This window comes from Pseudomonas sp. E1BtOHC1 (assembly GCF_058744285.1).
In genome coordinates, this window is sequence record NZ_CP196023.1 from 6,888,647 (window position 1) to 6,910,556 (window position 21,910).

Here is a 21,910-nt window from a genome sequence, read left to right on the forward strand (position 1 = left end):
GAGCGGGTTTTGTCTTCTGGACCTTGCCCATCTTGGGTCTTTGTATTTCCGACTTAAGTTGCCCACCATGCTCAAACGCCTTGCCTACCTGGCGCTCTTTGTCTGCGCCCCGCTGTATGCCGCGCCCCACATCGATCCCCAACGTTTGCAGCAACTGGCCAATGACCCGTTCTGGATTTCCATCGGACACTATGAAACCTCCAAACTGGGCGGCTGGCGCAGTTATGTCAGTGATCCGAAGTTCTTTCTCGCAGCCGATGGCGCCCACCATCCCGATGCAGAGCTGAGCGCGACTCTGAACGCCCTGTACGCTGCCCCCGATGCCGGTGACCGGCATGCGCAGTGCGTCTATCCGTCCCGCACCCGCTGGCTCAAGACGCAACTGGGGCTGAACGACTTGCCCCAGGTTCAATGCACCGAATTCAAACAATGGTTCAAGGATGTCTCGCCCCACAGCACCGTGATGATTTTCCCCGCGGCCTACCTCAACAGCCCATCCTCGATGTTCGGCCATACCCTGCTACGCATCGACCAGGCCGACGTGCAAAGCAACAACACGGCCCTGCTCAGCTACGCGATCAACTTCGGTGCCTATATCGAAGGTTCGGACAACAGCATCCTCTACGCCTGGAAAGGCCTGATGGGCGGCTACCCCGGACTGTTCGCCCTGGTGCCCTACCAGGAGAAGCTGTCGGAGTACCGCAGCCTGGAAAACCGCGACCTGTGGGAGTACCGCCTGAACCTGACGCAAGTTGAAACCGAGCGCATGGTGGAGCACGTCTGGGAACTCAAGCAGATCAAGTTCGACTACTTCTTCTTCGACGAGAACTGCTCCTACCGCCTGCTGGAGTTGCTACAGGTCGCCAGGCCCAGCCTGCGCCTGACCGGACAATTCCCCTTGACCGCCATTCCCACCGATACGGTGAAGGCGGTCAAGGACGCCGGGCTGGTGGAGCGCATCGACTATCGCCCTTCCCGGGAGCGGGAGCTGCTCAGCCGCGCCCAGCCCCTGAGCCACGACGAACAGCAATGGGTACTCAAGGTCAGCGCCGATCAGAAACAACTGCAGGGCGCCGAGTTCAAGGCCCTGCCTCGGGCTCGCCAGGCCTTGATCGTCGACGCTGCCTACCGTCTTGAGCGTTACCGGGCCAACGGGCTGGAGCGCGATACCGAGCGCTCCCAGCGCAGCTTCGAACTGTTGCGGGCGATCAACCAGAACCCCGCGCCGGAACTGCAGATCGAACGCCCCGGCCTGCCGGAAGACGGTCACCAGTCCCGTACCTGGCAACTGGGGCTCGGGACCCGGGACGACAAGGCCTTTGCCGAATACGGCCTGCGCATGGCGTACCACGACCTCAACGACAACGCCGAGGGCTTCCCACTGGGGGCGCAGATCGAAATCCTGCAGATGAAGCTGCGCCAGTACGAAGGCAACCACTGGCAGTTGCAGCAACTGGACCTGGCGACCATCCGCTCCCTGACTCCACGCAACGAACTGCTGCAACCCTGGTCCTGGCAAGTCACTGGCGGCCTGGAGCGGGTGCCTGGCAAGCATGACGATGAAACCCTGGTCAGCCACGTCAATGGCGGCGCTGGCGGTACCTGGCAGTTGGGCGAGGACACCCTGGGGTTTGTCCTGGGCACCGTTCGGGTAGAACACAACACCGATTTCGCCGGGTTCATCGCTCCGGCGGCGGGCTTCAACTCAGGGCTGCTGTGGAAGAACCCCCTGGGCAACTTCAGCCTCGAAGCCAAGGGTGACTACTTCACCAACGGCGAAGTCCGCCGCAGCCTGAGCCTCAACCAGCAATGGGAACTGTCCCGCAACCTGGGCCTGCGCCTGAGCGCACAGCGTGAGTTCAGCCAGCTGGCTACCCCCGTCAACGAAGTCATGCTCGAACTCAAGTGGTATCACTATTAAGGGCTGCTGGGAGCTTCAAGCTGCTAGCGACAAGGTTTTCACGCGTCGCTGACACTCGTCCTTCTAGACTTCACTCAGGTGAAGCCTGGGAGTTACTCGATGTGGCGTTATGGTTGGGCAGTGCTGGCACTGGCACTCATCGGTGGTTGTGAGTCAAACCACGAGTATTTGCTCAAGCAAGGCTATCCGCCGGCCTTTGTCGACGGGTTCGACGCTGGCTGCGTCAGCGGCCGTCAAGCGGCAGGATCGATGAGCGGGGAGTATCGCAAGGACGTTCCGCGCTACCTCAAGGACCCGCAGTATGCCGAGGGCTGGAACGATGGTTTCCGCCAGTGCCAGGGCATGCTGGAGAACCAGGACCGCAATGAGTACCGGGAACGTCACTGGGACGAACGGGAGCGCGCCTGGCAGCAGGAGAAGGACCGTGACGCGGCTCGAGCCTATCGCTCGCAATAAGTCGTTTTCAGCTAACCGCCCGGGTCAAAAGCCTGCAACCATGGTCCATCCCTCCCTTGAAGGAGAACAACCATGAGCCGCGCTTTCGTCAATGAAGATCTGGCCGCTGCCCAGGTCGAGCAACCCGTGGAACGTCAGATCAGCACCCTGCCCAACTACGTCACCCCCCTGGGTCTTGCCGAATTGCAGGCCAAGGTGGCAGAACTGCACAGCCAGCATTCGACACAAACCGACTTGGGTGACGCCGCAGATCAGCAGCAGGTGGCGGAGCTGGAACGGGACCTGCGCTATTTTTCGTCGCGCCTGCACAGCGCCCAGGTGGTCAATGCGAGCACCTGCGACAAGGTGCAGATCGGCAGTCGGGTGACCTTCGCTGATGAACAGGATCAACAGCAGAGCGTGCAGCTGGTCGGTGAGGATCAAGCCGATGCAGCCAGGGGGCTGATCAATTGGGCCTCGCCCCTGGGCCGTGCCCTGTTGGGGGCACAACCCGGTGACGAAGTCCTGTGGCAACGACCGGCAGGGGATCAGTTGATCGAAATCATCCGGATCGAACTGGCCTGAGACGACTCAGACCACGCCCTGGGCCAGCATGGCATCGGCAACCTTGACGAAGCCGGCGATGTTCGCCCCTTTGACGTAGTTGATCCGACCGTTCTCTTCGCCGTAATGCACGCAGGCATGGTGGATCGACTGCATGATGGCGTGCAGCTTGCTGTCCACCTCACCGGCAGTCCATAGCAGGCGCATGGCGTTCTGCGACATCTCCAGCCCGCTCACCGCCACTCCGCCGGCATTGGATGCCTTGCCCGGAGCAAACAGGATGCCGGCGTCGATAAAGATATCCACAGCTTCCAGGGTGGTGGGCATGTTGGCGCCTTCGGCAACACAGGTGCAGCCGTTGCGCAGCAAGCTGCGGGCGGCATCGGCATCCAGTTCGTTCTGTGTGGCGCACGGCAGGGCGATGTCGCAGGCCAGGTCCCACGGCGTCTTACCGGCACGGAACTCCAGGCCGAAGCGGCTTGCCAGCTCGCTGATCCGCCCCCGGGTGACGTTCTTCAGCTCCAGCACCGCCAGCCATTGTTCTTCGCTCAAGCCTGACTCGCAGTACAAGGTGCCCTCGGAATCGGACAGGGAAATCACCTTGCCCCCCAGATCCATGACCTTGCGCGCCGCATATTGCGCCACATTGCCGGAGCCGGAGATCGCCACGCGCTTGCCCTCGACCCGGTCGCCACGACGTTTGAGCATCTCCTCGGCGAAGTACACGCAACCGAAACCTGTGGCCTCCGGGCGGATCAGGCTGCCGCCATAGCTGATGCCCTTGCCGGTCAGCACCGAAGTGAACTGGTTGCTCAGGCGCTTGTACTGACCGAAGAGGAAACCGATTTCCCGGCCCCCCACACCAATGTCTCCCGCCGGCACGTCCACGTCGGCACCGATATGCCGATACAGCTCGGTCATGAAGGCCTGGCAGAAGCGCATCACCTCGGCGTCGCTCTTGCCTTTGGGGTTGAAGTCCGAGCCACCCTTGCCGCCGCCCATGGGCAGGGACGTCAGGGAATTCTTGAAGGTCTGCTCGAAGGCGAGGAATTTCAGCACGCCCATGTTGACCGATGGATGGAACCGCAAGCCGCCCTTGTAGGGACCGATGGCGCTGTTCATCTGGATGCGGAAGCCGCGATTGACCCGGACCTTGCCCTGATCGTCGACCCAGGACACGCGAAACACCACTGTGCGCTCCGGTTCGCAGATTCGCTCGAGAATACCGGAGCTCAGGTAGTGCGGATTGGCCTCGAGAAATGGCCAGAGGCTGCGCAGAACCTCTTCCACCGCCTGATGAAACTCAGGTTGGTCCGGATCGCGCTTTTTCAGGCGGGCGAGGAAATCTTCGACGGATTCGATCATGGGAAGTCTCGGCAAATTTATTGTCGTTAAGGGGAGATTTGCCCCGGACTTTATCAATTCAAATCGCACCGCGACAGCGCAAAATGTCGCAGATCTGAATTTAAATGGTGCAATAAATATAAATGGCGACGATTTGCAGGGGTTTTGTGCACCGGTTTGGTGGAAAAAAATTCAGGGTTTGCACGTTTTTGGGGAGCAGCAGAAAACTCTTCGCCGGCAAGCCGGCTTCTACAGGAACGGTGCTGTTTTTGCAGGAACCGGCTCGCCGACGAACAAAAAAAACGGAGCCCGAGGGCTCCGTTTCGTTTTCAAGCAGCGACCCGGTCAGGCCAGCTTCTTGTGCCGCACACGGTGCGGTTGCGCAGCCGCTTCGCCCAGGCGTTTCTTGCGATCGGCTTCGTACTCGGTGTAGTTGCCTTCGAAGAACACTGCTTGTGAGTCGTCTTCATACGCCAGGATGTGAGTGGCCACCCGGTCCAGGAACCACCGATCGTGAGAGATCACAATGGCGGCGCCCGGGAAGTCCAGCAGGGCTTCTTCCAGGGAACGCAGGGTTTCAACGTCGAGGTCGTTGGACGGTTCGTCGAGCAGCAGGACGTTGCCGCCCTCTTTCAGGGTCAGGGCCAGATGCAGACGGCCGCGCTCACCACCGGACAGATCCTTGACGAACTTCTGCTGATCGCCGCCCTTGAAGTTGAAACGACCGACGTAAGTGCGCGACGGAATCTCGTAGTTGCCGATGCGGATCTGGTCGGAACCGTCGGAAATCTGCTGGAACACGGTCTTGCTGCCGTCCAGGTCCTCACGGCTCTGATCCACGCAGGCAAGCTGCACGGTTTCACCGATTTCGATGCTGCCCGAATCCGGGGTTTCCTTGCCCATGAGCATGCGGAACAGGGTGGATTTACCAGCACCGTTACCGCCGATCACGCCGACGATGGCGCCTTTAGGCATGGAGAACGACAGGTTGTCGATCAGCACGCGATCGCCATAGCCCTTGGTGACGTTCTTGAACTCGATGACCTTGTCACCCAGGCGCGGACCGGCCGGGATGTAAATCTCGTTGGTTTCGCTGCGCTTCTGGAATTCCTGGGACTGCATTTCCTCGAAGCGTTGCAGACGAGCCTTGGATTTCGACTGGCGGGCCTTGGCGCCTTTGCGCACCCACTCCAGCTCTTCCTTCATGGCCTTTTCATGGGCCGACTGCTGCTTGGATTCCTGGGCCAGACGATCGGACTTGGCTTCCAGCCAACCCGAATAGTTGCCCTCGTAAGGAATACCGGCGCCGCGGTCGAGTTCGAGAATCCAGCCGGCGACGTTGTCCAGGAAGTAACGGTCGTGCGTGATCGCGACCACGGTGCCCGGGAAGTCGTGGAGGAAATGCTCCAGCCAGGCCACGGAGTCGGCGTCCAAGTGGTTGGTTGGCTCGTCGAGCAGCAGCATGTCCGGAGCGGACAGCAGCAGGCGGCACAGGGCCACACGACGCTTTTCACCACCGGACAGGTGCTCGACCTTGGCGTCCCAGGCCGGCAGGCGCAGGGCGTCGGCGGCCACTTCCAGCTGGCGCTCCAGGTTATGGCCGTCGCTGGCTTGCAGGATGGCTTCGAGCTTGGCTTGCTCGGCGGCCAGCTTGTCGAAATCGGCATCCGGCTCGGCGTAGGCCGCGTAGACCTCGTCCAGGCGAGCCTGGGCATCCTTGATCACGCTGACCGCTTCCTCGACCACTTCACGCACGGTCTTGGCTGGATCGAGCTGGGGTTCCTGAGGCAGGTAGCCGATGTTCAGGTCCGGCATCGGACGGGCTTCGCCTTCGAACTCGGTATCGACGCCGGCCATGATTTTCAGCAGCGTGGACTTACCCGAACCGTTGAGGCCCAATACGCCAATCTTGGCGCCGGGGAAAAAAGACAGAGAGATGTTTTTCAGGATTTCCCGCTTCGGTGGAACAACTTTGCCCAGCCGATGCATGGTGAAGACGTATTGAGCCATGGTGAACCTAGCGTCAGTGACAGATGAATAGAACGGGCCGGGCCCGGGCCAGGCCATGCGCTGCACCGGTATTGACCATGATCAATACCGGCGGGCGGAAAAAGCCTGATTGTCTGGAGCTGGAACGCTCCCGCGTAACCAGCAAAACTACCTCAATGCACGATCCAGGTCCAGCCAGGCGGGACTGGCACTTTGCCACAACTCAAGGCATGCTAGCCGCCCTTCGGGCGTCCGGCTTATAGTGCACGTCGCGCCAGCCCAGCCAAACCGCAGGATCACAGCTTGTCCAACGTCATTTCGCCACAGCCCGCGCGCGCTAAAGCCTCCGCGTCGGCCTATCCTTTGCGGGGCACACTCAAAGGCGCACTGGCTACCCTGGTGCTATTACTCCTGGCCCTGTTGTTCTGGCAGCTGCTCGATCAACTGCAGCAAACCCGCAAGGACCAGCGCCAGCACGCCATCGACTACAGCGCCGACCTGGCCGACCACCTGAGCCTGAACCTGGCGCTCAATGCCCAGATCGCCCTCAATCTGCTACCGATCGTCGAAGCCCCCCAAGACCGCCAGCAGCAACAGCAATTGCTGCAAAAGCTCCAGCGCTCCCTGCCGGACGTACGCAGTTTCGCCCTGCTGGACAGCCAGGGGCAGATCCTCAGCGACAGCGCCAGCGACAGCCAGGACACTCTCTGGCTCACCGAACTGGTCCAGCGCAGCCGTTCCCAGCGCTATTACTACAGCAATCCTGCCGACGGTTCAGTGGTGCATGTCTTGCTACACCAGGCCAGCGGCTCGACCCGCAGTTTCTGGATACTGCGCATGGCCCCCAGCTTCCTGCAGACCCTGGTGCGGCAAAGCGAGGAAGGTTTCAAACCGACCTGGGTGATCGAGAACCGCCTGAGCCGCCAGGTGATCAAGCGCGACGAACGCAGCACGCCGACCCCGGGCATGCTGGACCCCGACGAGATGGCCAGCAGTGTGCTGCTGGTGCCATTGAACAATAGCGACTGGCAACTGCGCGGGCTGTTCGACCAGCGTGCGGTGATCGAGGAGCTGCTGCCGGCCTTTATCGGCAAGTGCCTGCTGGGCCTGGCGTTCTCCCTGCTGCCGGTGATTGCCCTGCTCAACATGCGTCGGCGCCAACGCCAGCTCCACGAGGGCCGGCGACGCTATCAGGATATTTTCGAGGGCACAGGGGTGGCCCTCTGCGTTATGGATATCTCCGGGCTCCCGGACCTGCTCGGCAAATACCATTTACACAACAGCGACCAGCTCAAGCGCTGGCAGACCAGCCACCCGGACCACCGTCGCCAGTTGCTGGAAGAATTGCGCATCACCGAAGTCAATCAGGTGGCGCTGCGCCTGCTCAACGTCGAATCCAGCGACCAGGCCTGGCAACTGCTGATCGAAGGCTGCCCGAAGAACGGCAACGCCATCGGCGGCCAGTTACTGGAAGCCGTGGTCAACCAGCAGAAACAGCTGGAACTGGAGATCAAGCTCAGCGACGCCCAGGGCAATGACCAGCATCTATGGCTGGTGCTGCGCCTGCCGGAAGCGACAGAAGACTACAGCGCAGTGATCCTCAGCATCAGCGACATCACCAGTCGCAAGCTGATCGAGCTGTCGCTGCTGGAGCGCGAAGGTTTCTGGTCGGACGTAGTGCGCACCGTGCCCGATCACCTGTATGTGCAGGACGTGATCAGCCAACGGATGATCTTCAGCAACCACCACCTGGGCCAGACCCTCGGCTACAACAAGACCGAGCTGCACCAGATGGGCGAATATTTCTGGGAAATCCTCCTGCACCCGGAAGACGCCGACCTCTATCACCGCCTGCGCCAGGAACAGCGTCATTCGGCCTATGCCCAACTCCTGCAATGCCAACTGCGCTTCCGCCACCGCAGCGGCCAGTGGCGGCGCTTCGAGATCCGCGAGCAGGCCCTGGCCCGGGATCGCTACGACCAGGTGACGCGAATCATTGGCGTGGCCAAGGACATCACCGACCAGATCGAGGCCAGCGAATCCCTGCGCGACAGCGAACAGCGCTACCGCATGCTCGCCGAAAGCATCAGCGACGTGATCTTCTCCACTGACAACAAGCTGTCGCTGAACTACGTCAGCCCCTCGGTGCATGCGGTGCTCGGCTACGACGTGGAGTGGATTTTCCAGAATGGCTGGCAGTCCACCATCGCCAATCCACAGCAACTGGCCGGCATCTACACCCTGATGGACCGGGTCAGCAAAGCTCTGGACAAACCCGAGCAACTGGCGCAATTGCGCAGCCAGGTGCAGACCCAGCTGTTTCTGTTCGACTGCCTGCGGGCCGATGGGCGCAAGATTCCCATCGAACTGCGCCTGGTATTGGTGTGGGACGAGCATGGCGCCTTTGAGGGCGTACTCGGGGTCGGCCGCGATATCAGCCAGCAGCGCCGCGCGGAAAAAGACCTGCGCATGGCGGCCACGGTATTCGAACACTCGACCTCGGCGATCCTGATCACCGACCCCGCCGGCTACATCGTCCAGGCCAACGAAGCCTTCAGCCGGGTCAGCGGCTACGCGGTGTCCCAGGTGCTCGATCAGTTGCCGAACATGCTCACCGTCGACGACCAGCAAGAAGCCCACCTGCGTTATGTGCTCAAGCAGTTGAACCAGCACAGCACCTGGGAAGGCGAAGTCTGGCTCAAGCGCCGCAATGGCGAGCACTACCCGGCCTGGGTCGGCATCACTGCGGTGCTCGACGATGAAGGCGACCTGGCCAGCTACGTGTGCTTCTTCAGCGACATCAGCGAGCGCAAGGCCAGCGAACAGCGGATTCACCGCCTGGCCTACTACGACGCCCTGACCCACTTGCCCAACCGCACCCTGTTCCAGGACCGTCTGCACACTGCGCTGCAATCGGCAGAGCGGCAGAAGTCCTGGGTGGTGCTGATGTTCCTCGATCTGGACCGCTTCAAGCCGATCAACGACTCCCTGGGCCACGCCGCGGGCGATCGCATGCTCAAGGAAATGGCCACCCGCCTGCTGGGTTGCGTCGACGATGACGACACCGTGGCGCGCATGGGTGGTGACGAATTCACCCTGCTCTTGCAACCCCGCTCCAGCCGCGAGATTGCCCTGAACCGGGCCATCAATGTGGCCGAGAAGATCCTCGCCAGCCTAGTCAAGCCCTTCGTCCTGGAAGGCCGGGAATTCTTTGTCACCGCCAGTATCGGCATCGCCCTGAGCCCTCAGGACGGCAACGAACTGAGCCAGTTGATGAAGAACGCCGACACCGCGATGTACCACGCCAAGGAGCGCGGCAAGAACAACTTCCAGTTCTACCAGGCCGACATGAACGCCAGTGCCCTGGAGCGCCTGGAGCTGGAAAGCGACCTGCGCCACGCCCTGGAACAGGAAGAGTTCGTGCTTTATTACCAGCCACAGTTCAGCGGCGACGGCAAACGCCTGACCGGTGCCGAGGCGCTGCTGCGCTGGCGTCATCCGCGCCGCGGGCTGGTGCCGCCGGGCGACTTCATTCCGGTCCTGGAAGAACTGGGCCTGGTGGTGGATGTCGGCGACTGGGTGATCAGCGAAGCCTGCCGCCAGCTCAAGTCCTGGCACCAGGCCAAGGTGCGGGTACCGAAGGTCTCGGTGAACATTTCCGCACGGCAGTTCTCCGACGGCCAGTTGGGCATGCGCATCGCCACCATCCTCAAGGACACGGGGCTGCCACCGGCGTGCCTGGAACTGGAGCTCACCGAAAGTATCCTGATGCGCGAAGTCAGCGAGGCGATGCAGATCCTCGACGGCCTGAAAAACCTTGGCCTGAGCATCGCGGTGGACGACTTCGGCACAGGCTATTCATCGCTGAACTACCTCAAGCAGTTCCCCATCGACGTGCTGAAAATCGACCGCACCTTCGTCGACGGCCTGCCGTCCGGCGAGCAGGACGCGCAGATCGCCCGAGCCATTATCGCCATGGCCCACAGCCTGAACCTGGCGGTGATCGCCGAGGGCGTGGAAACTCATGAGCAGCTGGACTTCCTGCGTGAGCACGGCTGCGATGAAGTCCAGGGCTACCTGTTCGGCCGACCGATGCCGGCCAACCGCTTCGAAGCGCAATTCAGCAACGACGCCCTGTTCATGTTCGACTAAATCTCTCGCATGCGTAGGAGCCGGCTTGCCGGCGAAGGCGATTCAGGGGCCTCTTCGCTGGCAAGCCAGCTCCTACGAGAGATCACTTACGACGTGAAGGCCACTTGTCTGCGACATGATGTCCTTTCATATGCCATCTAAAACCCATTGGGTTAGAATGCCTCCCTTTTCTGCCCCCGATCCTTGAGGACCGCCATGTTCAGCCGTGATTTGACTATTGCCAAGTACGACGCCGATCTCTTTGCCGCCATGGAGCAAGAAGCTCAGCGCCAGGAAGAGCACATTGAGCTGATCGCTTCGGAAAACTACACCAGCCCAGCGGTGATGGAAGCTCAAGGCTCGGTATTGACCAACAAATACGCCGAAGGTTACCCAGGCAAGCGCTACTACGGCGGCTGCGAGTACGTCGACGTGGTTGAACAGCTTGCAATTGACAGAGCCAAGGAGCTGTTCGGCGCCGACTACGCCAACGTCCAGCCACACGCCGGCTCCCAAGCCAACGCTGCGGTCTACCTGGCCCTGCTGCAAGGCGGCGACACCATCCTGGGCATGAGCCTGGCCCACGGTGGTCACCTGACCCACGGTGCCGCGGTATCCTCCTCCGGCAAGCTGTACAACGCTGTTCAGTACGGCATCGACGCCAACGGCCTGATCGACTACGACGAAGTCGAGCGCCTGGCCGTTGAGCACAAGCCAAAAATGATCGTGGCCGGTTTCTCCGCCTACTCGCAGATTCTCGACTTCCCGCGCTTCCGCGAAATCGCCGACAAGGTCGGTGCCTACCTGTTCGTCGACATGGCCCACGTGGCCGGTCTGGTCGCCGCTGGCGTCTACCCGAACCCAGTGCCATTCGCCGACGTGGTCACCACCACGACCCACAAGACCCTGCGCGGTCCACGTGGCGGCCTGATCCTGGCTCGCGCCAACGCCGACATCGAGAAGAAGCTGAACTCCGCGGTATTCCCGGGCGCCCAAGGTGGCCCGCTGGAGCACGTGATCGCCGCTAAAGCGATCTGCTTCAAGGAAGCACTGCAGCCTGAGTTCAAGGCCTACCAGGAACAAGTGGTGAAGAACGCCCAGGCCATGGCCGAAGTGTTCATCGCACGCGGTTTCGACGTGGTTTCCGGCGGTACCAAGAACCACCTGTTCCTGCTGTCGCTGATCAAGCAGGACATCTCCGGTAAAGACGCCGACGCCGCTCTGGGCAAAGCGTTCATCACCGTGAACAAGAACTCCGTGCCAAACGATCCACGCTCTCCGTTCGTCACCTCCGGCCTGCGCTTCGGTACTCCGGCTGTGACCACCCGCGGCTTCAAGGAAGCCGAGTGCAAGGAACTGGCCGGCTGGATCTGCGACATCCTGGCGGACCTTTCCAACGAAGCGGTGATCGACGCCGTACGTGAGAAGGTCAAGGCCATCTGCAAGAAGCTGCCGGTATACGGCGCTTAATCAGCCCGCAGACTGCAGTACAAGAAGCCCGGCCTCAGTGCCGGGCTTTTTTATGCCGGCGAAATACCAGCGAGCCTACCCAAGCGCCTCTTGCAGGCCATGCCACAAGCTGCGACCAGCAGCGTTCGCAACGCATGATCCATAGAGCCAAACCACTGGTCAGACCGGTCATGCCAATTTGCGCCATTCCTCTTGTAAACCGCTGAAAGCCGAGCGTAGACTGCGCCTGCACTGGACATACCGGTAAGACCACAATAATTAAGTCCTCCATCCGCTGCGCTCCCGGCGCACGGCAGACAGGACACCGACCAGGATTCCTCCCCATGCTCAGATGGTGCTCGCGTTCGATTTTCCTCCAGGTTGTGCTCGGACTGATGCTCGGCATCGTCTGCGGACTCACCCTCCCCGAATACTCCTCACAACTCAAACCACTGGGCGACGGCTTCATCAAGCTGATCAAGATGCTCATCGGCCTGATCGTGTTCTGCGTGGTGGTTAGCGGCATATCCGGCGCCGGCGACCTGAAGAAGGTCGGCCGCATCGGCCTCAAATCAGTGATCTACTTCGAAATACTCACCACCATCGCCCTGGTGATCGGCCTGGTCATGGCCTTCAGCACCGGCATCGGCAGCGGCGCCAATATCCACCTGGAGCAGCTGTCCACCGCCGACATGGGCGATATCGCCCAGCGCAGCCAGCACATGCACACCACCACCCAGTTCCTCATGGACCTGATCCCCACCTCGGTGATCGGTGCCTTTGCCGAGAACAATATCCTCCAGGTGCTGCTGTTCTCAGTACTGTTCGGCAGTGCCCTGAACCTGGTGGGCGAAGCCGCCTCCGGCATCTCCCGGCTGATCAATGAACTGAGCCATGTGATCTTCCGCATCATGGGCATGATCGTGCGCCTGGCGCCCATCGGCGTGTTCGGTGCCATCGCCTTCACCACCAGCAAATACGGCCTGGATTCGCTACAGCACCTGGGCAGCCTGGTGGGCCTGTTTTACCTGACCTGCTTCGCCTTCGTCGCGGTGATCCTCGGCCTGGTCATGCGGCTGTCGGGCCTGCGCATGCTGCCCTTCCTCAAATACCTGCGGGAAGAGTTGCTGATCGTCCTCGGCACCGCCTCCTCCGACGCTGTCCTGCCGCAGATCATGCGCAAGCTGGAGCATCTGGGCATCGGCAGCTCCACCGTGGGTCTGGTGATTCCCACCGGCTACTCCTTCAACCTGGACGGTTTCTCCATCTACCTGACCCTGGCCATCGTCTTTATCGCCAATGCCACCGGCACGCCGTTGTCCATGTCGGACCTTTTGACCATCCTCCTGGTGTCGCTGATCACCTCCAAGGGCGCCCACGGTATTCCCGGTTCGGCCCTGGTGATTCTGGCAGCGACGCTGACCGCGATCCCGGCGATTCCGGTGGTGGGCCTGGTGCTGGTGCTGGCAGTGGACTGGTTCATGGGCATCGGCCGCGCCCTGACCAACCTGATCGGCAACTGCGTGGCCACCGTGGCCATCGCCCGCTGGGAAAAGGACATCGACGTGCAACGGGCCAACAAAGTGCTCAGTGGTCAACAGGGCTATACCTTCCAGGCACGAAAACCGGTGGCCGGTGCCCACCAGCAGGAATTTTGATCCGACCTTGTGCCTGCCGACGGCAGGCACAACAATCAGCGCGGCAACAGCGCGCTACCGATAGCTCATGGAGTCAACAGTGATCAGCTCGTCAACGGTTGTGAATTCAGTGGTAGAAAAGCTCCGGGCCGCCCTTGCCCGAGGCCAGTGGCGCTCCGGCGACATGCTGCCCGGGCAACGTGAATTGGCCGAGCAACTGGGCATCAGCCGCCCCAGCCTGCGTGAAGCAGTGATCGTCCTGGAGACCCTGGGCCTGGTGCGCTCCATGCCCGGCAAGGGCGTGGTGGTGCTGGACGCCCCCCTGGGCGAAGCCCAGGGTGCCGAGAGCAGTGTGGCCGGCGCCAGCCTCGAGGACGTGCTGCAACTGCGCTACACCCTGGAACCCTTCATCGTCGGGCTGGTGGCGCAATCCATCAGCAGCAAGGAAGTCGGCCAACTGCGCCTGACCCTGATGGACATGCGCGAAGCCCTGGAGGCCAATGACAGCGAAGCCGGGGTCAATGCCTACATCGCTTTCCACGAGGAACTGTTCACCCTGACCAGCAACCCGATCTTCCAGAACGTGGTGCAACAGACCAGCAATGCCCTCAAGCAAAGTGCGCAGATCCTGCGCAATTCGCCGGAGCACCTGGCCGAGCGCCTGGAAGAGAATGAAGCGGTAGTGCGGGCGATCCGTAACAAGAACAGCGCCCTGGCCAGCGCCGAGATGCGTCGGCACATCCTCCAGGAGGGCCAGCGCATGGGCATCGAACTGAATATTCCGGACGATCACCTGGGCTCCAACGCCCTGTAATCAACCCCCGAGTCAGCAACTGGACTGGAGACAGGCCATGGTCAGCTACGCCCTGAAAAACAACCCCTTCACCCTGGTGGCCAGCCTGCCTCGGCGTCAGTGCGGCGAAAAAAAACTGCTGGTCGATGATGTCTATCCGCAGATCTTCGACGCTATTCTCGAACAGCGCATCGCCCCCGGCAGCCGCTTCACCGAAGACAGCCTCGGGCAGGCCTTCGGCGTCAGCCGCAGCATCATCCGCCAGGTCCTGGCGCGGTTGTCCCACCAGCAAGTGGTGATCCTGCGGCCCAATTACCGCCCCCAGGTCGCGGCTCCTGACCTGGAGCAGACCCGGCAGATCCTGCACGCCCGGCGCCTGACGGAAATCACCCTGGTGCGCCTGGCCTGCCAGCAACCCCGGCGCCAGTTGCAGTCCCTTCGGCAACTGATCGCCCGGGAACGAGAGGCCATCGAGCGCGACCAACGAGGCCCGGCCATTCGCCTGTCCGGGGAGTTCCACCTGCAACTGGCTGAAGTGGCCGGCAATGCACCACTGGCGCAGTTTCTCGGCAGTCTGGTGCCGCTGACCTCCCTGGCCATCGCTCAGTTTGAAGGCCGCGCCCGCCACTGCTGCGCCTGGCAAGAGCACGCGACGATCATCGACGCGCTACAGGCGGCCGACGTCGAAAAGGCCGAAGCCCTGATGAACCGACACCTGGATCATCTGCAACAACGCCTGCTAGGCACAGCACCCGCCGACCTGTAGGAGCCGGCTTGCCGGCGAAAACCTCAGCCCCCCAGCATTTTCTCGAAGCCCTGCCGGATCTTCTCTTCCGGCAGATCGTCGGCAATGAACACCATCACACTCTCCCGCGCCTCGCCCTCAGCCCATTGGGTATCCCAGTCAAAGCCATAAAGCTTGAGCACGCCCTGGAACACCATGCGCCGTGGCTCGTCGATCACATTCAGCACGCCCTTGTAACGCAGCAATTGCTTGCCATGATCCTCCAGCAGCTCATTCATGAACTCGCTGAGGCGATCCAGATCCAGGGCCTGCTCGGTGCGCAGTACCAGACTGGAAATCCGGTCCACCGAGGGTGCCTGGCTCACCGGTCGCAGACTGATGCCGCCGCCCAGATCAGCATTCAAGTTGAAGCCCCGTACATCCAGCAGCTCCGCCAGATCGATCTGGCCCTGCTCCACCAGACGAATCGGCGCCCGGCGGTTGATCCGCGTCAGGCGCTGGCTGAGGGCGTCGAAGGTCTGTTCATCCACCAGGTCGCGCTTGCTCACCAGCAGCCGGTCGGCAAAGCCGATCTGCGCCTGGGCGATGGTCTGGGTCAGGTGGAACTCGGCGTGCTTGGCATCCACCAGGGTGATGATGCCGTCGAGGATGTAGCGCTCGCGCAACTCTTCATCAATGAAAAAGGTCTGCGCCACCGGCGCCGGATCGGCCAATCCGGTGCACTCGATCACCAGTCGATCAAAGGCGATCTCGCCACTGTCCAGGCGTTCCAGCAGCAAGTACAGGGCCTTGGTCAGGTCGGTGTGGATGGTGCAGCAGACACAGCCATTGGACAGGGTCATGACCTGGACCGGCTCGTCCCCCAGCAGCTGGGTGTCGATACCGGCATCACTGAACTCATTCTCGATCACGGCGATCTTCAAACCATGCTCGGCCTTGAGCAGGTGACGCAACAAGGTGGTCTTGCCGGCACCGAGGAAACCGCTGAGCACGGTGACAGGAATAGGATTTTGCAAAACAGGATCTCCCACGCATGAAAACGTAGAAGCCGGCTGGTCGGCGATGGCGTCCGAAGAATCGCTATCGCCGGCAAGCCGGCTCCTACATGGGTGTGACTTACACGCTGTACTTCAACAGCACTTCGGACCGCCCTTGCCGCCGTACCGGGCTTCCTGGCGTTCACGGAAGAACGCCTCGTACGACATCACCGGCTTGTCCGGGTGCTTGGTTTGCATATGCTCGACGTAGTTGTCGTAGTCGGGCATGCCGACCATCAGGCGCGCGGCCTGACCGAGGTATTTACCGAGGCGACTCAGGTCATTGAACATCGTTGCAATCCTCGGGTTACGCGTCTGGCACAGCCTGGAAGGGCGATTCTTTATCCGTACGTTCCTTGGTGCCCCAAGCCGCAATACCGACCTTGAGCGCGTAGAACAGGATGCTGAACACCACCAGCAGGAACAATGCCGTCAGGGTCGCGTTGGTGTAGGCGTTGAAGATCACGTGCTGCATCTGCGTGATGTCCTTGGCCGGAGCGAGGATCTGACCATTGGCCATCGCATCGCTGTATTTCTTCGCCAGCGACAGGAAGCCGATCGCCGGGTTGGCGTCGAACAGCTTGATGAAGCCTGCGGTAGTGGTGCAGATCAGCAGCCAGACAGCCGGCAGCAGGGTGACCCAGATGTAGCGCTGACGCTTCATCTTGATCAGGACCACGGTGCCCAGCATCAGGGCGATACCGGCCAGCATCTGGTTGGAGATGCCGAACAGCGGCCACAAGGTGTTGATGCCACCCAGCGGATCGATCACGCCCTGGTACAGCAGGTAACCCCAGAGGGCGACACAGCCGGCCGTGGCGATCAGGTTGGCGGTCCAGGATTCAGTGCGTTTCAGCGCGGGAACGAAAGACCCCAGCAGATCCTGGAGCATGAAACGACCGGCACGGGTACCGGCATCCACAGCGGTAAGAATGAACAGGGCTTCGAACAGGATCGCGAAGTGGTACCAGAACGCCATGGTGTTTTCACCCGGCAGTACATGGTGGAGGATCTGTGCGATACCCACCGCCAGGGTCGGCGCACCGCCGGCACGGGCCAGGATGGTGTTTTCACCGATGTCCTTGGCCACAGCCTGGAGTTGTTCCGGGCTGATGACAAAACCCCAGCTACTGACGGTTTGGGCCACAGCCACCACATCACCGCCAACAATGGCCGCCGGGCTGTTCATGGCGAAGTAAACGCCGGGCTCGATCACCGAGGCCGCGACCATGGCCATGATCGCCACGAAGGACTCCATGAGCATGCCGCCATAGCCGATGTAGCGAGCGTTGGCTTCGTTATCCAGCAGCTTCGGCGTGGTCCCCGAGGAGATCAGCGCGTGGAAGCCGGACACCGCGCCACAAGCGATGGTGATGAACAGGAACGGGAACAGGCCGCCCTTCCATACCGGGCCAGTGCCATCGGTGAACTGGGTCAGGGCCGGCATTTTCAGCTCGGGCATGGTGATCAGGATGCCAATCGCCAGGGCGATGATGGTACCGATCTTGAGGAAGGTCGACAGGTAGTCACGGGGCGCCAGGATCAGCCACACCGGCAGCACCGCAGCGACAAAACCGTAGCCGATCAGCATCCAGGTGATCTGGATGCCGGTGAAGGTAAACATCTTGCCCCAGACCGGATCGGCGGCCACCTGGCCCCCCAGCCAGATGGAGCCGAGCAGCAATAGCACGCCGATCAACGAAATTTCGCCGATGCGCCCCGGGCGGATGTAGCGCATGTACACGCCCATGAACACCGCGATCGGGATGGTCGCCATCACCGTGAAAATGCCCCACGGGCTCTCGGCCAGGGCCTTGACCACGATCAGCGCCAGCACCGCGAGGATGATGATCATGATCAGGAAGCAGCCGAACAGCGCGATGGTGCCGGGGATACGGCCCATTTCCTCACGAACCATGTCGCCCAGGGAGCGACCGTTACGCCGGGTGGACAGGAACAGCACCATGAAGTCCTGTACCGCACCGGCCAGGACCACCCCGGCAATCAGCCACAGGGTGCCGGGCAGGTAGCCCATCTGCGCCGCCAGAACCGGGCCCACCAAGGGACCTGCGCCGGCAATGGCCGCGAAGTGGTGACCGAAGAGAATGTGTTTGTTGGTCGGCACATAGTCCAGACCATCGTTGTTGAGCACAGCGGGAGTGGCCCGACGAGGGTCCAGCTGCATCACATTATTGGCAATGAACAGACTGTAATACCGGTACGCCACCAGATAGATGGCCACCGCGGCCACCACAATCCACAAGGCGTTGATCGCCTCGCCGCGACGCAATGCAACTACGCCGAGGGCGCACGCTCCTACGATTGCCAGCAGCAGCCAAGGGACATGGCGCAGCAGGCTATTATTATTTTTCATTTTTTTATCCCAGCCAGGGTGGACAGAAAGACAGCGTTTCGAGTGTAGCGCTACTGTTCTCAAAGACCACCCCCCACGTTGGTCTAGAGCCTTCTTTTAACTTATGAGCCGCACTTTTCTCGAAACTTTTCAGCTCAAGGCCGCCGACAAAAAACCCTGAATCCGCCCGCCTTTCGTCCGGCAAGCTGCGAGCAAGGTGGCAATCCGTGTTTTTTGAGGTCCGATGGCTGTGGTAGCGACAGTGATAAACCGGGGTCTATAGTCAGTGCACCACGCAGAGGGCCAGCCCATGAGCGAGCAACACGCCGAACGCCGACGCTTCAAACGCATCGCCTTCGATGCCACGACCGAACTGAGCCAGGGCACTCACCGCTGGCCGGTGCGGCTGCTGGACCTGTCTCTCAAGGGACTGTTGATCGAACGCCCCGATCCCTGGATTGGAGATCCCAATCGCCCCTTCGAAGCCGATATTCACCTCGGCCTCGATGCCGACGTGCGTATGGATGTGCAGCTGGCCCACGACCATCACGGTCAGTTGGGCTTCGTCTGCCTGCACATCGGCCTGGAGTCCATCGAACACCTCAGGAGGTTGATCGAGCTGAACCTGGGAGACCCCGAGGAGTTGGAGCGGGAACTGGGCGCACTGATCAATATTTGATCAGCGACACCGGTATTCAGGGAAACAGCGCGGGTTCGGGAAAATCGCTTTCCATGTCCCAGTAACCCGCTTGCTGCCGTGAGGCGACTGTCCATTGGCCGTCGACATAACGGAAGGTGCGATAGGTGGTGATGAACTCTTCGTTCTCCATCGACGACGCCGATGACACCTGCTGGATGCTTTCGGTGCCCCCTTCACGGGACGGCACGATCTGCCACGCCGCCTTGCCAGTCTGGGCAAACACCAGCGGCTGTCTTTCCCCTCCTTCACCCAGGTAGAGCACCGGGTCCAGCTGACTCTGCTCCGGCGTCAGCACTTCGGTGGCCGGACCGCTGTAGCTGCCCATGGGTGCGGTCTGGTCGACGGTGAGGAAAAACGCCGGCGATGGCAGGCCGTTGAGCGGCGCCTTTTCCACCGTAGCCAGGGGATAGCCCAGGGACTTCTGCGCCAGCACCTCGCCGCTGTCGGAAACCAGGCGCGCCTGAGCGCCCAGGGGAGCGGCCGGGTGATCGTCCTCGGATTGGGCAAAGCTGTCGGCGTCCAAGCCATTGCCCCAACTGTCGGCGTGCAGTTGCGGCGTGATGCGCACGTCCTCCAGCACCTCCAAAAGCGAGCCATCTCCCACCAGTACCTGCTGGGCCACACGATAGCCCTCGGGCACCTCGCTCTGCTGCGCCACGGCAAAGCCGCTGCCACACAGCAGGCTGATGCCCAGCAACCAGCCATTCAACCTTGTCATGCCCATTACCTGCTTCCTTCCATGAGAGCCCAGCTCTGTTTATTCGAAGAGCGCATCCAACGCCTGTTCCAGGCGGGTCACGGCAATGATCTTCAAGCCCGGCGGCGACTCTTTCGGCGCATTGCCCTTGGGCACGATGGCCCGTTTGAAGCCGTGCTTGGCTGCCTCTTTCAAGCGCTCCTGGCCGCTGGGCACCGGACGCACTTCACCGGACAGGCCCACTTCACCGAACACCAGCAAGTCATGGGGCAGCGGACGGTTGCGCAAACTCGACATCACCGCCGCCATCAACGCCAGGTCGGAGGCGGTTTCCAGCACCTTGACCCCGCCCACCACGTTGAGGAACACATCCTGGTCATGGGTCGGAATCCCGCCGTGGCGGTGCAGCACTGCCAGCAGCATGGCCAGGCGGTTCTGATCCAGACCCAGGGTGACCCGACGCGGATTGGCCAGGTGGCTGTCATCCACCAGCGCCTGGACTTCCACCAGCATCGGCCGGGTCCCCTCCCAGGTCGCCATTACCACGCTGCCGGGCACTTCTTCTTGAGCCCGAGTGAGGAAAATCGCCGAAGGGTTGGACACCTCCTTCAGACCACGGTCGGTCATGCCGAACACACCCAGCTCGTTGACCGCACCAAAACGGTTCTTCACCGCCCGCAACAACCGCAGGCGACCGTCGGACTCGCCCTCGAAATACAGCACGGTGTCCACCATGTGCTCCAGCACCCGCGGTCCGGCCAGGGCGCCTTCCTTGGTCACGTGGCCCACCAGGAAGATCGCCGTGCCGCTCTGCTTGGCGTAACGCACCAGCAAGGCAGCGCTCTCGCGCACCTGGGACACACCGCCCGGAGCCGATTGCAGCTGTTCGGTGAAGATGGTCTGGATCGAGTCGATCACCATGACCTTGGGTTTTTCCACCCGAGCGGTGGCGATGATGGTTTCAATGCAGGTCTCGGTCATCACCCGCAACTGATCCTGGGGCAGGCCCAGGCGCCGGGCGCGCATCGCCACCTGCTGCTGGGATTCCTCACCGGTGACGTACAGCGCCGGCATGCGCGTGGCGATGTTGCACAGGGTCTGCAGCAGGATGGTCGACTTGCCGATTCCCGGATCACCGCCGATCAGCACCACCGAACCGTCCACCAGGCCACCGCCCAGCACCCGGTCGAGTTCGCCGGACGCGGTGGAGAAACGCGGGATTTCCTCGACACTAACTTCCGCCAGGGTCTTGATCTGCGCCTGCTGCCCGGCCCAGCCGGTACGCCCGGCAGGCGCCGCGGCGCCGCCGCTTTCGATCATGGTCTCGGTCAGAGTGTTCCAGGCCCCGCACTCGCCGCATTGCCCGGCCCATTTGGGAAAGGTGGAGCCGCACTCGGTGCAGCCGTACATGCGCTTGGCCTTGGCCATCTGAACCCCCGGCAAAAACCGCGATGATAGCTCAGCTGGAGCCGATCAGCGCGGCGCCGTGGTGCGTATCTGCCCGCTGGCCAGACGCGTGGCGCTATTGCCCAGCGGGTCTTCGGCATTCAGGTCGGCGCCCTTGGCGGCCAAGGCGTCCAACAACTCGACCCGCTTGAACAATCCGGCGTACATGGCCGCGGTCTGCCCTGCGCCATTACGCTGATCGGGGCTGCAATCGGTCGCCAGCAGGCGTCGGGCGATCTGCACCTCGCCCTTGAAGATTGCCCCCATCAACGCCGTGTTACCGCGTTTGTCCTGGGTACAGGCGTTGGCACCGGCGGCCAGCAGGCGCTCCACTGCCGGATACTGGCCGTGATAGGCGGCCAGAATCAGTGCCGTGTAACCCTTTTCATCCTGGGTATCTAGGGAATAACCGGCCTCGATAAAGGTGTTGAGCATCTCCACATCGCCCCGGCGGGCGGCGTCGAAATAGTAGTTTTCCAGCTGGACCTTGACCGCCACCGGGTCGGTTGGCTGCGCATGGGCAGCCAGGGTCCAGGCCAGGGTCAGCAGCGAAATGAACAGGCGCATGACACACCTCCTTTTTTACCTGAGAAGCGCAGGAGCCGGCTTGCCGGCGAAGGACTACCCCGTACTGTGTGGTGTTCCGTTCGCTGGCAAGCCAGCTCCTAC

17 protein-coding genes are annotated in these 21,910 nt (G+C 61.7%); 9 read left to right on the forward strand and 8 right to left on the reverse strand.

All coding sequences use genetic code 11. The features are described from left to right. The first annotated feature begins 67 nt into the window (after window positions 1-67). The 3 genes from ACSSVC_RS31220 (at window position 68) to ACSSVC_RS31230 (ending at window position 2,941) form a co-directional block, all read left to right on the forward strand. Window positions 68-1,921, forward strand: coding sequence for an Lnb N-terminal periplasmic domain-containing protein (locus tag ACSSVC_RS31220; protein ID WP_492611848.1), 1,854 nt, complete (start codon window positions 68-70; stop codon window positions 1,919-1,921). A gap of 99 nt (window positions 1,922-2,020) precedes the next feature. Continuing rightward, complete coding sequence (locus ACSSVC_RS31225) at window positions 2,021-2,377, forward strand: hypothetical protein (RefSeq protein ID WP_346635982.1); 357 nt, start codon at window positions 2,021-2,023, stop codon at window positions 2,375-2,377. 72 nt (window positions 2,378-2,449) lie between these two features. Further along, the gene (locus ACSSVC_RS31230) at window positions 2,450-2,941 is read left to right on the forward strand and encodes a GreA/GreB family elongation factor (RefSeq protein WP_346635981.1); all 492 of its coding nucleotides are present in this window, start codon (window positions 2,450-2,452) and stop codon (window positions 2,939-2,941) included. Window positions 2,942-2,947: 6 nt separating this feature from the next. On the opposite strand, the gene gdhA is transcribed toward ACSSVC_RS31230, so the two are convergent. Together gdhA and ettA are read right to left on the reverse strand one after the other, a co-directional pair. Then, on the reverse strand, window positions 2,948-4,285 hold the full coding sequence (gene gdhA / locus ACSSVC_RS31235; RefSeq protein ID WP_492611849.1) for an NADP-specific glutamate dehydrogenase: 1,338 nt from the start codon (window positions 4,283-4,285) through the stop codon (window positions 2,948-2,950). A 324-nt stretch (window positions 4,286-4,609) separates the two neighbouring features. Beyond that, on the reverse strand, window positions 4,610-6,274 hold the full coding sequence (gene ettA / locus ACSSVC_RS31240) for an energy-dependent translational throttle protein EttA (protein ID WP_011063569.1): 1,665 nt from the start codon (window positions 6,272-6,274) through the stop codon (window positions 4,610-4,612). Between the two features lie 282 nt (window positions 6,275-6,556). Here ettA and ACSSVC_RS31245 point away from each other — a divergent pair, with 282 nt between their 5' ends. From ACSSVC_RS31245 to ACSSVC_RS31265, 5 genes are all read left to right on the forward strand, one after another. Then, window positions 6,557-10,405: a sensor domain-containing protein gene (locus ACSSVC_RS31245; protein WP_404937702.1), complete on the forward strand. Its 3,849-nt coding sequence runs from the start codon at window positions 6,557-6,559 to the stop codon at window positions 10,403-10,405. A 195-nt stretch (window positions 10,406-10,600) separates the two neighbouring features. After that, complete coding sequence (glyA, locus tag ACSSVC_RS31250) at window positions 10,601-11,854, forward strand: serine hydroxymethyltransferase (protein ID WP_123724460.1); 1,254 nt, start codon at window positions 10,601-10,603, stop codon at window positions 11,852-11,854. A 323-nt stretch (window positions 11,855-12,177) separates the two neighbouring features. Then, the gene (locus ACSSVC_RS31255) at window positions 12,178-13,491 is read left to right on the forward strand and encodes a C4-dicarboxylate transporter DctA (RefSeq protein ID WP_404937703.1); all 1,314 of its coding nucleotides are present in this window, start codon (window positions 12,178-12,180) and stop codon (window positions 13,489-13,491) included. Between the two features lie 79 nt (window positions 13,492-13,570). Beyond that, window positions 13,571-14,284: a FadR/GntR family transcriptional regulator gene (locus ACSSVC_RS31260; protein WP_402893575.1), complete on the forward strand. Its 714-nt coding sequence runs from the start codon at window positions 13,571-13,573 to the stop codon at window positions 14,282-14,284. 37 nt (window positions 14,285-14,321) lie between these two features. Continuing rightward, entirely contained in the window at window positions 14,322-15,029 is a 708-nt protein-coding gene (locus ACSSVC_RS31265; protein WP_446440426.1) for a GntR family transcriptional regulator, read from the forward strand. A gap of 23 nt (window positions 15,030-15,052) precedes the next feature. Here ACSSVC_RS31265 and yjiA read toward each other — a convergent pair whose 3' ends face one another. From yjiA to ACSSVC_RS31280, 3 genes are all read right to left on the reverse strand, one after another. After that, on the reverse strand, window positions 15,053-16,024 hold the full coding sequence (gene yjiA, locus ACSSVC_RS31270; protein ID WP_492611850.1) for a GTPase: 972 nt from the start codon (window positions 16,022-16,024) through the stop codon (window positions 15,053-15,055). Between the two features lie 114 nt (window positions 16,025-16,138). Beyond that, window positions 16,139-16,336, reverse strand: a complete 198-nt coding sequence (locus ACSSVC_RS31275; RefSeq protein ID WP_007937254.1) for a YbdD/YjiX family protein — start codon at window positions 16,334-16,336, stop codon at window positions 16,139-16,141. 16 nt (window positions 16,337-16,352) lie between these two features. After that, window positions 16,353-18,419 carry a carbon starvation CstA family protein gene (locus ACSSVC_RS31280; protein ID WP_346635976.1) on the reverse strand — a complete coding sequence of 689 codons (2,067 nt, stop codon included), beginning with the start codon at window positions 18,417-18,419 and terminating at the stop codon, window positions 16,353-16,355. A 289-nt stretch (window positions 18,420-18,708) separates the two neighbouring features. On the opposite strand from ACSSVC_RS31280, the gene ACSSVC_RS31285 reads away from it, so the two are divergent. Beyond that, a complete protein-coding gene (locus ACSSVC_RS31285; protein ID WP_346635975.1) occupies window positions 18,709-19,077 on the forward strand; it encodes a PilZ domain-containing protein in 369 nt (122 codons plus the stop codon). A 16-nt stretch (window positions 19,078-19,093) separates the two neighbouring features. Here ACSSVC_RS31285 and ACSSVC_RS31290 read toward each other — a convergent pair whose 3' ends face one another. The 3 genes from ACSSVC_RS31290 to ACSSVC_RS31300 are packed head-to-tail and all read right to left on the reverse strand — an operon-like array spanning window position 19,094 to window position 21,808. Next, on the reverse strand, window positions 19,094-19,822 hold the full coding sequence (locus tag ACSSVC_RS31290; RefSeq protein ID WP_430962752.1) for a hypothetical protein: 729 nt from the start codon (window positions 19,820-19,822) through the stop codon (window positions 19,094-19,096). A 33-nt stretch (window positions 19,823-19,855) separates the two neighbouring features. Next, window positions 19,856-21,223 (reverse strand): DNA repair protein RadA, encoded by a 1,368-nt coding sequence (gene radA, locus ACSSVC_RS31295; protein WP_025129215.1) that lies wholly within the window; start codon window positions 21,221-21,223, stop codon window positions 19,856-19,858. A 45-nt stretch (window positions 21,224-21,268) separates the two neighbouring features. Further along, a complete protein-coding gene (locus ACSSVC_RS31300) occupies window positions 21,269-21,808 on the reverse strand; it encodes an ankyrin repeat domain-containing protein (RefSeq protein WP_346635972.1) in 540 nt (179 codons plus the stop codon). Window positions 21,809-21,910: the final 102 nt, after the last annotated feature.